Origin of the sequence: Croceitalea rosinachiae (genome assembly GCF_031846445.1) — a bacterium.
GTDB lineage: Bacteria > Bacteroidota > Bacteroidia > Flavobacteriales > Flavobacteriaceae > Croceitalea > Croceitalea rosinachiae.
This window is the reverse complement of sequence record NZ_JAVRHR010000003.1, coordinates 203,066-215,514: the sequence shown is the minus strand read 5'-3', so window position 1 is coordinate 215,514 and position 12,449 is coordinate 203,066. Positions and strand designations below refer to the sequence as shown.

11 protein-coding genes are annotated in these 12,449 nt (G+C 36.3%); 5 read left to right on the top strand and 6 right to left on the bottom strand.

The window, feature by feature from the left end; translation table 11 throughout:
- Positions 1-113: 113 nt before the first annotated feature.
- Complete coding sequence (locus RM706_RS13575; RefSeq protein WP_311352457.1) at positions 114-539, top strand: carboxypeptidase-like regulatory domain-containing protein; 426 nt, start codon at positions 114-116, stop codon at positions 537-539.
- Between the two features lie 4 nt (positions 540-543).
- On the opposite strand, the gene RM706_RS13570 is transcribed toward RM706_RS13575, so the two are convergent.
- From RM706_RS13570 to RM706_RS13560, 3 genes are all read right to left on the bottom strand, one after another.
- The gene (locus tag RM706_RS13570) at positions 544-1,626 is read right to left on the bottom strand and encodes an OmpA family protein (protein ID WP_311352455.1); all 1,083 of its coding nucleotides are present in this window, start codon (positions 1,624-1,626) and stop codon (positions 544-546) included.
- A 67-nt stretch (positions 1,627-1,693) separates the two neighbouring features.
- Positions 1,694-3,442: a TonB-dependent receptor gene (locus tag RM706_RS13565; protein WP_311352453.1), complete on the bottom strand. Its 1,749-nt coding sequence runs from the start codon at positions 3,440-3,442 to the stop codon at positions 1,694-1,696.
- Between the two features lie 10 nt (positions 3,443-3,452).
- The gene (locus RM706_RS13560) at positions 3,453-6,476 is read right to left on the bottom strand and encodes a tetratricopeptide repeat protein (RefSeq protein ID WP_311352451.1); all 3,024 of its coding nucleotides are present in this window, start codon (positions 6,474-6,476) and stop codon (positions 3,453-3,455) included.
- Positions 6,477-6,620: 144 nt separating this feature from the next.
- On the opposite strand from RM706_RS13560, the gene RM706_RS13555 reads away from it, so the two are divergent.
- The 3 genes from RM706_RS13555 to ppgK all read left to right on the top strand — a co-directional run bounded on the left by RM706_RS13555 (position 6,621) and on the right by ppgK (position 8,588).
- Positions 6,621-7,304 carry a cell division ATP-binding protein FtsE gene (locus RM706_RS13555; protein WP_311352449.1) on the top strand — a complete coding sequence of 228 codons (684 nt, stop codon included), beginning with the start codon at positions 6,621-6,623 and terminating at the stop codon, positions 7,302-7,304.
- An 8-nt stretch (positions 7,305-7,312) separates the two neighbouring features.
- Positions 7,313-7,744 carry a hypothetical protein gene (locus RM706_RS13550; protein WP_311352447.1) on the top strand — a complete coding sequence of 144 codons (432 nt, stop codon included), beginning with the start codon at positions 7,313-7,315 and terminating at the stop codon, positions 7,742-7,744.
- An 85-nt stretch (positions 7,745-7,829) separates the two neighbouring features.
- On the top strand, positions 7,830-8,588 hold the full coding sequence (ppgK, locus tag RM706_RS13545) for a polyphosphate--glucose phosphotransferase (RefSeq protein WP_311352446.1): 759 nt from the start codon (positions 7,830-7,832) through the stop codon (positions 8,586-8,588).
- A gap of 78 nt (positions 8,589-8,666) precedes the next feature.
- On the opposite strand, the gene typA is transcribed toward ppgK, so the two are convergent.
- Both typA and RM706_RS13535 read right to left on the bottom strand, forming a co-directional pair.
- A complete protein-coding gene (gene typA / locus RM706_RS13540) occupies positions 8,667-10,466 on the bottom strand; it encodes a translational GTPase TypA (RefSeq protein ID WP_311352444.1) in 1,800 nt (599 codons plus the stop codon).
- Positions 10,467-10,563: 97 nt separating this feature from the next.
- Positions 10,564-11,121 (bottom strand): hypothetical protein, encoded by a 558-nt coding sequence (locus tag RM706_RS13535; RefSeq protein WP_311352442.1) that lies wholly within the window; start codon positions 11,119-11,121, stop codon positions 10,564-10,566.
- A gap of 71 nt (positions 11,122-11,192) precedes the next feature.
- Between RM706_RS13535 and kdsA the strand changes: the two genes are divergently transcribed.
- Positions 11,193-12,011: a 3-deoxy-8-phosphooctulonate synthase gene (gene kdsA / locus RM706_RS13530; RefSeq protein WP_311352440.1), complete on the top strand. Its 819-nt coding sequence runs from the start codon at positions 11,193-11,195 to the stop codon at positions 12,009-12,011.
- Here the strand turns inward: kdsA and RM706_RS13525 are convergent.
- Positions 12,008-12,379, bottom strand: coding sequence for a DUF1801 domain-containing protein (locus RM706_RS13525; protein WP_311352437.1), 372 nt, complete (start codon positions 12,377-12,379; stop codon positions 12,008-12,010). The two genes, kdsA and RM706_RS13525, sit on opposite strands and share 4 nt — an antisense overlap.
- Positions 12,380-12,449: the final 70 nt, after the last annotated feature.

Below are 12,449 nucleotides of genomic sequence, written 5' to 3'. Positions count from 1 at the left end.
CGGCATTCTTATTTCAATATTGTTTTGTAGATGATTTTTGAAAACAATACATTCATCGAAATGAAATACTATTTTTCAATCCGATTCGTTACAATAGTCCAAATCTTATTATAATGCGCATAGTAACCATTGTGCTCATATTGTTTATTGTACCGTTTTTTGGGCAAAGCCAAAATACGATTACAGGTAAGGTAACTGATGAACTTGGCTTGCCTATATACCTAGCATCCATTTCTATTGATGCTTCGGAAGATATTACCTATACAGACTATAATGGTGAATTCTCTCTCACTAGCGGGAAAGACTTCCACTGGAAAATCAGTATCAAATCTTCTGGTTATAAAACGGAATCTTTTTTTGTTTTAAGTGGTGGTAGTACTGAAAGTATCGTATTAGAATATAATGAAGAAATGAAGAAATTACTTGATGGGCATTCAAGTCTACTTCGAAAATTCTTTCCAAAGTCACCTTTTAAAGAAATACTGTTTGAAAACCTGGAAAACTCGCTGGTCACCAACTACAGTTTTTATAAACTTTAAAAGTTCATTCTGATTTAAATAAAAACTCAGCCCGTCTATTTTGGGCTCTTTCTTCGCCATTAAGGTTATCAAACAAAGGTTTGCTACTTCCATGTCCAAACCATGAAACTCGATTAGCTTCAATTCCTGACTTTATTAAATACATCGCAATAGTTTTTGCTCTCTTTTCTGAAAGTGCTTTGTTGTAGGCTTGGTTTCCGAAATTATCAGTATGTCCATGTATTTCGATTCGTAGTTCTGGGATATCCTGCATTTTCAGCTTAATGGCATCCAATTCACTTTTTGCCATTTTAGTTAGTGTAAAATGATCAAAGTCAAAATGAACATTTTTAAAAACGATTAGCAAATCACTTTGAACCTCATGTTCCATAGATTCACCGTCGTCTTTTTTTGTTAATGAAACCATATCAATGTAGTAATAGGCCCCTTTTTTTGTTTCTTTACGTTTGGTTTGAACTATGCGAGTGGTAGCATTCTTTCGAAGGTTTCCTAAAATCAAATAGCTTTCAAAACCCTTTGCTTCAAAGCTTGCAGTTACTTTCAGCCAGTCTGTCTTGTCTTCATGGAACTCAGGGTGATTTATTTCTATGGTTTGAAATTGATTTCTTTCTGTTCTGTACAATCTCCCTCTAGAAAGTTCTTTTTTTGTAGGTATTCCTAAAGGTTTATAACTCATTACAACCCCAAAATCCTTGACAGCAAAATCAGACCCCTCAGCAAGACTAACATAAAAACTTAGCGTATAGATCTCTCCCTTTCTAAGCATTCTTTTTAATGGTGCTTGAATATATTCTCTATAATCGGCAGGGGCGTAAAAATAAAGTCCAGCATAGGCATTTCCGTATTTAGGTTGCTGAATACCATTAAAATTCTCAGGTGCCCCCATGACTTTACTACAAGTATTAAAATAATCAGTTGTTCCATTGGTGGGAGTGGACCAATATGTCAGATCTTCATTAAAAGTCCCCAAAGAATTAGGGCATTTTTCAAAATCTTCAAAACTTGGGTTCTTTACAAGGTTTTGGCCATAGGCCTCTCCAACACTTATAAAAAAAATAAATAATATAAATTTCAGAACCACTCGCATGTAGTTCTAAGATAGTTAATTTGTGTTGATAGAGTTAAAATTTAGATTTTTGCTCTTTAATTAGCAATTAAAAATCAAACTTATAAGAAACCCCGGCGAGTGCTTGAAAACCCTGTACTCTAAAGTTGTACCAATTTTGATAGTTGTTATTGGCAATATTTGACAGCTTAGCAAACACCGATAATTGATCATTGAATCTGTATCCTAAATGTGCATTTGCATCAAAAAAAGAATCCAAAGTTACAATTGTAGAAGGAAATTCATTGGCTGGCAAATTCTGAACTGCTTGCGATTGCAAATCTTGACGTTCGCCCATATAAAACAAATTAGCACCTGCAAACCATTGGTCCGTAATTTGATAATCCATAAACAAAGATCCCTTTATTTCAGGTAAGTTCCATGCTGGATTATTTGTTTCGGTATTGTAGTTATAATATTCTGCATTCAATCCCATTGTAAAATTGCGGTTTACATCAACATTTAATTCAGCAAAAATGCCCATGGTTTTGATATCATCATAAAATACTTGAAAAGAATTACCATAGTTATAGCCTTGGTCATCTGTTCTAAATAAATTCTGCGGATTCAAAAAGAAAAGTGGCCTTCGATTCTCAGCCATGTAAGACCCCTTTATATTATATCCCACATTTGAAAACAACTGCCCTTTTATTCCCAAATACCCCTCATACTGCTGGTCAGTTGGTTGAATAAAGAGTGTAGGCGAAACATAGGGATTGTCATCCACAAAATCGTGATAAGAGTTTTGGCGTAAATCACCTTCTATTCCCCCATAGGCAATTACTTGGTCATCTAATAACCTATAGGATGCCGTTACCGCTGGATAAATATAAAAACTACCATTATTGCGCTCAATGTCCGAGCCGTAGACAAAATTTGCCCCTAGATTTAACGTCAATTCATCACGAAGTACCAAAAAACTGGGATTCACCCCTACTTGAAAATGACCATAGTCAATCTCACTATCATTAGTTGTATTATTAAGGTTATCATTTTTAAAATTACCACTTACATAATCGAATTTTGCTTTGACATTAACCAATTCATCCGTAATAGGTACTTCAATTTCAGATTGTAGCACAGCTCTATTCTCAGCAGATTCTGATGTGTCCCAAAATCTGCGCACCATCACATTTCCATTCTTAAAAAAAGAGTCTTCTACATTTAGGTTTGCTTTAACTTCTGCATTGAAGTAATTTTGTCTTTCATCAATAGCATCAACTTGGGTTTGCGTAAACGTACCACTCTCCAACCCATACCAATTGTACAATTGATGTTGTAAGCCAATAGCTGTACCCCAATTATAATCCCTATCCTTCTTAGCATATGAAATATCTAGTTTGGTATTATAGAGATCTGTTTCTAAAGGTGTACTGTTAATATCACCTCTAGAAGAATGGTGGGATAAACCAAAATCCAACAAATCTTCATCACGCCCTAATTCACGGCTTGTATAAAAATCGATCAAAGCATTGTTAAAGTTACCTAAGCCAACTGACGCGTATGAATTATATAAAATTGGAGGAGGCAGTTTTTCAACTGTAGCAGCTTTTGCCTTTGCAGGAGTAAAAGTTGATGCCACGGGCACAGAAAAAATGCTATACTCAATTTTCTTTTTTTGTAAAACGATAGAGTCATTTAAGTTCGGTACCGTCTTAATTTTAAAGGCGTCTGAAACGGTAGGGGAATACGGTTTTACAACAGTAACCGTTTCAGTGCCAATATTGTCGGTTTCTTGGGCCCGAACAAACCCAATTAGGCTCAAAAAAAGTATGGAAAATAAGATTTTTTTCTGCATCGACTCGTGATTAATTTCCGTTAGGATTGACTGATGAATTAATTTCTGCTTGCCGTGTTTTAATTAATGAAAGCTCTCCTTTTGCTTCTGCTACAATATCTTCGAATTCTGAAAAATTCTCGATAACACTTTCTAAGATATAAGTGGCTTGAAAAGCATCATCTAAGGCATAAAAGTTTTTGGCCATTAGCACTAAGCCTTTACCGCCCCATTCTTTGTATCCTGAATAGTCTTTGACCAGTTTTTGTACAGAAACATTTGAAGCACCATGCTCGTTTTTCTTATTCTTAAAATAAGCATCGTAATACCATGCCTCAGCAGCAACTTCACCAGAAGCAATTTTTTTCACCTCTGAAAAAGCAGTTTCTGCCAAGTGCTCATTACCAGTTTCAATAGCAGAACGCGCTATCATGATTTGGGCATCGCTTTTTATTCTATCATCTATGTTTGGTACTGCCAATACCTTTTCGGCATATGAAATAGTGCGTTGGTAGTCATTTTGTTCATAATATCCTTTCATCAAATTAGATTGGGCGAAAGTTCTATTTTGTGGTATTTCAGCTGTATTCTCTAAACGTTCCAAAAATGGAACTGCATTTTGATAGTCTTGCTTCGCCACATAAATCTCGCATACTCGTGTTAAGGCTTGCTCAGTATATTCGCTTGTACCACTATCGGCTACAGCAACATAATGTGGTAAAGCCTTCACCTTATCTCCTTTTGAAAAATAGAGCTGGGCCAAAGTAAAATTCGCCTGATTTGAATGCAACCCATTTGGAAATTGTTTCAGATAATCTTCAAAACTTCTTATTGCGGAATCCGTTTTTCCTTCTGCATATTTTCTATCGGCAGCTTCAAAACTAGCTTCATCCAATTCCGCATCAGTCACCTCAACAAAATCTAAGTTTCTCGCCCAAGCAGCATATTCGCTTACCCTCCCCATATCAACATAGACCAATTTAGCCGTAGCAACTGCTTGTTTTGCTTCTTGGGTATTGGAATAGTCTCTTACCACCCCTTTTAGTTTAGTTAAAGATTGTTCATTTCTTTCAGCATTATAGTGTACCAAACCCTGGCGTAACATTGCTCGAGGTGCAAATTTGCTAAGCGGAAACTTGGAAATCAACTGGTCGTATGTTCGTAATCCTAGAGATTCATTATTTCCTTTGATATACGTGTTTCCAAGTTCAAATAAGGCATCATCTCGTAAAGATGATTTTGGAAAACGGTCTACAAACCGCTCTAATTCATCAGTTTTTGTGACATTGTCGCCTAAAAACCCATTGCATAGTGCTTTTTGAAAAGTTGCATAATCCCGTTCGGGACCATTCACTTTAGAAGCCGTATTATAAGCTGAGATAGCCAAACGATAATTACTTGTTACAAAATAACTATCTCCCAAACGCATAAAAGCATCCGTTTTTTGTCCTTGAGAATCTTCATTTTGGTCAGTTACTTTTTTGAAATATGCTATTGCATTGCCATAGTCTTTAAGTTTAAAATAACTGTACCCAAGATTATAGTGCAATTGAGCAGCCTCCTCAATGTTTTTTGAGTAAGAATCGCCTTCAAATTCTTTAAAATCATTGAGAGCATCATCAAATCGATTTAAGCGATAAGCCGACTCCGCTTTCCAATATTGAGCTCTTGCTTCAAAACTGTCATTCTCCGGGTTCTTTAAAGACTTTGAAAATCGTTCTAAAGCACTTTCATAGCTACCATCAATGAAAAGTTCAACGCCACGATAAAAAGCCACTTTTTGATAGGTTTCTTTGCTTGCATACCCACTATTCTTTTCCAGCAAAGCCATTGCTCCTTCAAAATTCTTTGAAGTGATATATGAATCTACCAAAAGAGTTTGTAGTTCTCCTTGCCTTTCATCCTTTGGATATTTTTCTAAGTACGAACCAATAACTTGTGGGACGGGTTCATAGGCATTACCAATTTCATAACTTAATCTAGCGTAATTGAGTAATGCATCTTTCTCAATTTCTTCACTAAAGGTCATTTGTGAAGCGTTGCGAAAGGCATTTAAGGCTTCAGACTTTTTATCCAGCTTCAGATAACACTCGGCCAAATGATAGTATGCACTTTGGGCAACGCTATTGGTACCGCCAATAATTCTATTAAATTGACCAATAGCTGATTCAAAATCACCTTGTTTATAATAACTATAGCCCAATAAGTAAAAATCAGTATTGCTCCATCTTCCCCTTTTGCCCTTGTATTGTTTGAGATATGGTATGGCTTGATCATACCTTTCTAAATTAAAGTAGCTCTCACCAATAATTTTATTAAGCTCAGAAACTTCACGTCGATCAGATTTTGGCAACTGTTTTTCAGCCATTTCAATGGCTTTTTCAAAATTGCCCAATTTAAAGTTAAGGTCAGCTTGGTAATAGGAAAGCTTCTCTTCTAATACTTTAGGATCAGTAATCTCATCAAACCGTTCATTAGCTCTCTCGTAATCATCTTGTTCATAGGCAATGTACCCCATATAATACTTTGCTTGTGCGCCATATTTTTCGGAATCAAGAACTTTATTGAGATAGCGTTCTGCTTCATTGGCATTATTTGTAGCATAATAAGCATACCCGCTATTAAAATTGAATCGTTCTTTATCCCTTCTTGACATAACCCCTTGATCCACTTTTTTGTACCATTTTAGGGCATAAGGATATTTACCTGTTTCAAAATAATAATCTGCTACGTCTATAAAAGCCGAATTTCGCTTGGTAGAGGTCGGATAGCGCTCAACAAAGTTTTCCATTAACTTATCGGCACCGCGTTGATTTAGTCTGACTGCAGCATTTGCGGCATAGTAAACGCTGTTTGCTTCAGTTTCATAATCTGTGGTAGTTGTTTTGACCTTTTCAAACAATGCTTGAGCGGCTTGATATTGCTGATTATTATACAATGCCAAAGCATCTTGAAATTGTTTCTGGTCGTGAGAATAAATTTGGGTTTCTTGAGCTGAGCTGACGAATATAAAGCCCAATAAGAGTATTGAAAATACAGATGTGGTTCGATTCATAGTGTTCTACGCTGTTCTCGATTGATGAATCAATAACGTCAAAATCCGCGCCAAAGTATATTCAATTGCAAAGTCACCTTAATGAAACCATTAAATCTAAAGAATTTAGGAACTTAGTACCTTTATAACAATTAAAATAAAAAAATGCCTGAAACCATATTGAAATTACAAGACGTAGCTGTCTTTCAAAATGAAAATTTAATTCTTAACAATATCACCCTAGAAGTCAAAAAGGGTGAATTTGTTTATATCATAGGAAAAACAGGAAGCGGTAAAAGTAGTTTTATGAAAACTCTTTATGGTGATATTCCTTTACGGGAAGGTTATGGCTCAGTAGTTGATTTTAATCTAAAAACACTTCAAGAAAACGAAATCCCTTTTCTTCGTAGAAAGTTGGGTATTGTTTTTCAAGATTTCAAACTACTCTCAGACAGAAATATCAATAATAACCTCAGGTTTGTATTAAAAGCGACTGGCTGGACGGATAGTGCAAAAATGGACGCAAAAATAGAGGAAGTATTGGACAAGGTTGGTATGAAAACCAAAGGGTTCAAGTTCCCCCATGAACTTTCTGGTGGCGAACAACAACGAATTGCAATAGCTAGATCTTTATTGAATGACCCTGAACTAATTCTTGCTGATGAGCCTACGGGGAATCTTGACCCACAGACCAGCGTTGAAGTGATGAAGGTTCTGCAAGAAATCAATGATAGTGGGCGCACCATTATTATGGCAACCCACGATTATGCCCTTATTTTAAAGTATCCGCACAAGACCATAAAATGTGACGGAAATAAAATGTTTGAAGTCATACAAAAAGCAGTTTAAATTCAGTTATGATACTCCATAAAGAAGATTGCAAAAAAGACAAAAAGGCAAATCCATTTATCGGAATACTTCTTTTTTTAATTTCAATTCTATTATTGGCAATAACAGGCCCTATCGGATTTATTTTAGCTGTTTTAAAATTACTTTTTTCAAAAGGCTTAAAGGGATTAGGTACTTATGCCTTACAATTGGCTATTTCCATTGACCAATTGGGCAATGTTCTGATGCAGCATCTTTTTAATTCGCTTTGGATAATAAAAGGAGGTTATCTATTCGGTAATAGAGATGAAACTATTTCAAGTGCTTTAGGAAAAAACAAACAGCTTGGAACTCTTACAGGATTTGGCAAGGCAATAGATAAACTTTTAGATTTGATAGACCCAGGTCATTCTTTGGATTCTATAGACTATTACATTCAACCCACTAAAGAAAATGGTTAAAAAGTGTTTGATTTTGTTAAAAATGAGTTAACAATTGCCGAAAAGATTTTCGTTTCTTTGCGAAAACAAAATTTTCTTTCCTTTTATGGAACTTCTTGGAATTGATATTGGCGGAACTGGGATCAAAGGAGCCTTAGTGAATGCTGAAACTGGCGAAATGTTGACCGAAAGGTTTCGAATTCCCACCCCTAGCTCTAGAAAGCCAGCTGATATGGCTAAAGTCATTAAACAAATTGTCACTCATTTTGATTATAGTGGTCCCGTAGGTTGTGGATTTCCTACCATAGTAAAAAATGGTGTATGTATGTCACCAGGTAATCTTGATAAAAGCTGGCTTGGGGTCAATGTTGACGAAATGCTCACTTCAGTGACCGGACATGAATTTACCGTAGTCAATGATGCTGATGCCGCAGGCTATGCCTCAATGAATTATGGTGTTGGAAAAGATAAAAACGGGCTTGTTATAATGATTACCGTAGGTACTGGTTTAGGCAGTGGTGCCTTTTTTAATGGTGTTTTGTTGCCAAATTTTGAATTAGGCCAAATTCCTTACAAAGAGCATAAAAAAATAGAACTTTGGGCCGCCGCATCAGCCAAAGAACGTGAAGGACTTTCCTATGAAAAATGGGGGAAACGCTTCAATAAGTTTTTGAGGCTGGTAGAAGTTATCGTTGCTCCTGATCTTATTATTGTGGGTGGAGGCACCTCCAAAAAATGGAAAGAGTTTAATCAGTTCATTACCATAGAAACCGATGTAGTTAAAGCTGAATTAATGAATCATGCAGGAATCATTGGTGCCGCTATTTCTTGCTTAAAAGAACATCATCACGGGCAGTTGAGTTAGTCATAAAAACACATATTTGTATATAAAAAAGAGGCCAGACTTATTGAAATCTGGTCTCTTTTTTATGATACTGCTTATTTAAGTAATTTTATTTCGTTTACGATCTACCTCTTTCAAGTATATTTTACGAAGGCGCAAATGGTTGGGAGTAACCTCAACATATTCATCTTTCTGAATATATTCTAAAGCTTCTTCTAACGAGAATTTTATTGCAGGTACTATTTTGGCTTTGTCATCAGCTCCAGATGAACGTACATTAGATAGTTTTTTTGTCTTAGTAACGTTTACTGTCATATCATCTTGACGTGAGTTTTCTCCGATAACTTGTCCCTCATAAATATCTTCTCCTGGATCAATAAAGAATTTACCGCGGTCTTGAAGTTTATCAATCGAATATGGAATTGCGGTTCCGTTTTCCATAGAAACCAATGAACCATTCAAGCGTTGGGCTATATCTCCTTTTAACGGTTGATACTCTAAAAAGCGGTGCGCCATAATAGCCTCACCTGCCGTTGCAGTCAATAATTGGTTTCGTAATCCTATAATACCCCTTGAAGGAATTATGAACTCGCAAAGCATTCTAGAGCCCTTAGCTTCCATGCTGGTCATTTCACCTTTACGAATAGAAACCATTTCAACGGCCTTTCCAGAGACCTCTTCGGGTAAATCAATCGTTAAATGTTCAACTGGCTCACATTTTACTCCATCAACTTCTTTAATAATAACCTGAGGTTGACCAATTTGTAATTCATATCCTTCGCGACGCATTGTTTCAATCAATACAGAAAGATGCAACACCCCACGGCCAAATACCATAAACTTATCAGCACTATCCGTTTCATTTACGCGAAGGGCCAAATTCTTTTCCAACTCTTTTTCAAGTCTTTCTTTGATATGGCGCGAAGTAACAAACTTACCGTCCTTTCCGAAAAATGGGCTATCGTTAATAGTGAATAACATACTCATGGTAGGTTCATCAATAGCAATAGTCTTTAATTTCTCAGGATTTTCAATATCTGCAACGGTATCACCAATTTCAAAACCTTCCATACCAACAACAGCGCAGATATCTCCTGTTTTGACCTCAGTTACTTTTTGACGACCCAAGCCTTCAAAAGTAAACAGCTCCTTTATTTTTGATTTTACTAAAGTACCATCACGTTTAACAAGAGAAACTTGTTGTCCTTCTTTTAAAGAACCACGCGTTAATCTGCCAATAGCTATTCGCCCAGTAAAAGAAGAAAAATCCAAAGATGTAATTAACATCTGCGTAGAACCACCTTCAGGTTTAAACTCAGGCACATGATCAATGACCATATCTAATAATGGCTCAATGTTTGACGTTGGCTTTTGCCAATCTTCACTCATCCAGTTTTGCTTGGCAGAACCATATACTGTCGGAAAATCTAACTGCCACTCTTCCGCCCCAAGCTCAAACATCAGGTCAAATACTTTTTCATGTACTTCTTCTGGTGTACAGTTTTCTTTGTCAACTTTATTGATTACCACACATGGCTTTAAACCTAAATCAATAGCTTTTTGCAATACAAAACGGGTTTGCGGCATTGGTCCTTCAAAAGCATCTACCAATAATAAAACCCCATCGGCCATATTAAGCACACGTTCTACTTCTCCACCAAAATCCGCGTGACCAGGAGTGTCAATAATATTAATCTTTGTGTCTTTATAAACTACTGAAACGTTTTTAGAAACGATAGTAATTCCGCGTTCTCGTTCTAAGTCGTTATTATCTAGAATTAAATCACCTTTATTCTCGTTTTCTCGAAACAGTTGACAATGGTACATGATTTTATCAACCAAAGTAGTTTTACCGTGGTCAACGTGTGCAATAATGGCAATATTCTTAATTTTAGACATAACCTTGTTTTTGAGCGTGCAAAGATACTGCTAATTCTTACAGCGAAGCATAAAGGAATGTTATTTTTATCTTATTGATTTTGAAGGGGTTTTGCTTTCATTTCCCCATACACCAACGCTTTTCACTTACTATCCATCCTATACTTAAGTTGACCACTGGATAGATACCTCGTTTAAAAGAACCAACATAATACGCTGCACCCGCATCAATTGAAAAACTCAAACCTGAATTATAACTCCGTTGAATACCATAAACAAGACCTCCATAACCATACAGACCATCAACAATTTCATTATCAACCACTCTTGCATCAGGTGATAAAATAGCTACTGTAGGAGCGAAATAATCTGCAGAATTACCGTAAATCTGTCTCCGCTTTCTTGCTCGTTTTTCGAAATTGTAGTAAAATCTGGTTTGAACAGTAATCGCGGGAAAGAAATCTAATTCTTTATATGGGTCAGCCATTGCTAGATCTAGTGCCAATTGCCAAGCTGCTCTTACGTTGAGAGTTTGGTTAACACCAATACCCTTTTCATATTCAAGACCCGGGTTTACAATGTTTATTTTCCACTGTCGAATCTCACAATTTTTACCGTATTGAGCAGTAGTTCCAATAGAAAACAGCAAAAAAATTAAAAGTGTAATTTTTCGCATTGTAGGTTAATTCGGGTAGTATACTAACAGATACTTTTTCAAAATAGTATTTTTGCCTAAAACATATACTTATGGAGTTAAGTCTGATTCCTCAGCTAAAACATACAAAAAGCAATAATTTTTTTCTTTTAGCTGGTCCCTGCGCTATTGAAGGTGAAGAAATGGCCATGCGAATTGCAGAAAAGGTAGTTACGATAACGGACGAGCTTAAAATACCATATGTGTTTAAAGGAAGTTTTAAAAAGGCCAATCGAAGCAGGCTAGATTCTTTTACCGGAATAGGAGATGAAAAAGCACTAAAAATACTTAGAAAAGTATCTGAGACTTTTCAAATACCGACCGTTACCGACATTCACACTGAACAAGATGCGGGTATGGCAGCAGCATATGTTGATGTACTTCAAATTCCAGCTTTTCTGGCTCGCCAAACTGATTTAGTGGTTGCAGCTGCTAAAACAGGAAAAACGGTTAACATCAAAAAGGGACAGTTTATGAGTCCTGAAAGTATGAAGCATGCTGTGACCAAAGTTACTGAGACTGGAAATGAACAAGCTATTATCACCGATCGTGGAACCATGTTTGGCTATCAGGATATGGTTGTTGATTTTAGGGGGGTTCCGACCATGAAACATTATGCGCCGGTCGTACTTGATGTAACGCACTCTTTGCAACAACCCAATCAATCTTCGGGAGTCACCGGTGGACGCCCAGCATTGATTGGAACTATGGCAAAAGCTGGTATTGCAGCTGGTGTAGACGGGCTTTTTATAGAAACTCACTTTGATCCCGCAAATGCTAAAAGTGATGGAGCGAATATGTTGGATTTAAGTTTGCTCGAAAAGCTGCTTACAGATTTGGTGACTTTACGTAAAGTTGTCAATACTTTTTAATTTTTTTTATAAAAACCCTTAGCTCTTAAAGCGTAAGATTCTTCCAAAACGTCAATTAATATCGTATCCTTGATTTCTTCAAGAGAGCTGTATCGTAAAGATTTGACCACCTTTCGGTCTTGACTTACCATAAGTGCTATATGTTTTGTCAAATAGGCTGAATTCCAAAATGCCATATCCACATATTTACCCTTATAGGAAGCATTCAAATAACAAATAGGCTGCTTACCTGCATAAAAACAGGGAATGTTCCATTTATATTTCATATCAACTTCAGGAATAACCGTTTCAATTACAGCTTTCAGGTGCAGTAAAATGCTTCGATAAGGTTCATCTCTGCTTAGTATGTATTCTTCTGCTGGATTCATATTTCAAGAATTGGAAAAGCAATTGAATCTACGTACTCTTCATATTGCAATTAAAGTTAATTGAATCTTA

Coding starts and splice junctions, on each gene's coding strand:
- RM706_RS13575 (WP_311352457.1), top strand. CDS start 114: ATGCGCATAGTAACCATTGTGCTCATATTGTTTATTGTACCGTTTTTT.
- RM706_RS13570 (WP_311352455.1), bottom strand. CDS start 1,626: ATGCGAGTGGTTCTGAAATTTATATTATTTATTTTTTTTATAAGTGTT.
- RM706_RS13565 (WP_311352453.1), bottom strand. CDS start 3,442: ATGCAGAAAAAAATCTTATTTTCCATACTTTTTTTGAGCCTAATTGGG.
- RM706_RS13560 (WP_311352451.1), bottom strand. CDS start 6,476: ATGAATCGAACCACATCTGTATTTTCAATACTCTTATTGGGCTTTATA.
- RM706_RS13555 (WP_311352449.1), top strand. CDS start 6,621: ATGCCTGAAACCATATTGAAATTACAAGACGTAGCTGTCTTTCAAAAT.
- RM706_RS13550 (WP_311352447.1), top strand. CDS start 7,313: ATGATACTCCATAAAGAAGATTGCAAAAAAGACAAAAAGGCAAATCCA.
- ppgK (WP_311352446.1), top strand. CDS start 7,830: ATGGAACTTCTTGGAATTGATATTGGCGGAACTGGGATCAAAGGAGCC.
- typA (WP_311352444.1), bottom strand. CDS start 10,466: ATGTCTAAAATTAAGAATATTGCCATTATTGCACACGTTGACCACGGT.
- RM706_RS13535 (WP_311352442.1), bottom strand. CDS start 11,121: ATGCGAAAAATTACACTTTTAATTTTTTTGCTGTTTTCTATTGGAACT.
- kdsA (WP_311352440.1), top strand. CDS start 11,193: ATGGAGTTAAGTCTGATTCCTCAGCTAAAACATACAAAAAGCAATAAT.
- RM706_RS13525 (WP_311352437.1), bottom strand. CDS start 12,379: ATGAATCCAGCAGAAGAATACATACTAAGCAGAGATGAACCTTATCGA.